The 601-nt window shown below is 60.6% G+C and carries 1 protein-coding gene; it reads left to right on the top strand.

Going from position 1 to position 601, the window contains the following annotated elements; genetic code table 11:
* On the top strand, positions 1-601 hold a 601-nt coding region (locus BJL95_RS21720), incomplete at both ends, for an IS66 family transposase zinc-finger binding domain-containing protein (RefSeq protein ID WP_139306383.1).

Here is a 601-nt window from a genome sequence, read left to right as displayed (position 1 = left end):
GATTTATTGAAAGAACGTGTGGATGCCTTTCTGCATAGGCTGTATGCCGCAAAATCCGAGGCGCGGGCCAATCCGGCCCAGCGCGACCTGTTCCTGAACGAAGCCGAAGTGTTGGCGCCGAACGGTGCTCCAATCGCCGAGGAAGCCACGCCCGAAGCGGTCGAGGTGGCCGGTCACCGCCGCCAGAAACGCGGTCGAAAACCGCTCGATCCGCATCTGCCGCGTGAGATCGTGCGCCATCAATTAGCGGAAGCCGAACGCATCTGTGCGCATGACGGTACTCGTCTGGTGGAAATCGGCGCTGAAATCAGCGAGCAGCTCGACATCGTGCCGCAACAGGTGCGAGTCATTCAACATCACCGCGTCAAATATGCCTGCCCGTGCTGCGATGAAAGCATTCGCGTGACGCCGGCACCGGTTCGCATCATCCCCAAAGGCTTACTCACCGAAACGGCATTAGCCTGGGTCGTCACCGCAAAATACCAGGATAGCCTGCCGCTGTATCGGCAAGCCGCGCTGTTGAGCCGTTTCGGCGGCGATCTGTCGCGCAACACGCTGGCGGCTAGCATGGTGCGGGTTGGCGACGCAGTGCAACCCATCA

It is taken from the genome of Methylomonas sp. LWB, assembly GCF_001856095.1.
GTDB classification, from domain to species: domain Bacteria; phylum Pseudomonadota; class Gammaproteobacteria; order Methylococcales; family Methylomonadaceae; genus Methylomonas; species Methylomonas koyamae_A.
The sequence above is the reverse complement of the archived record's forward strand: the minus strand, read 5'-3'. Positions and strand labels throughout refer to the sequence as shown.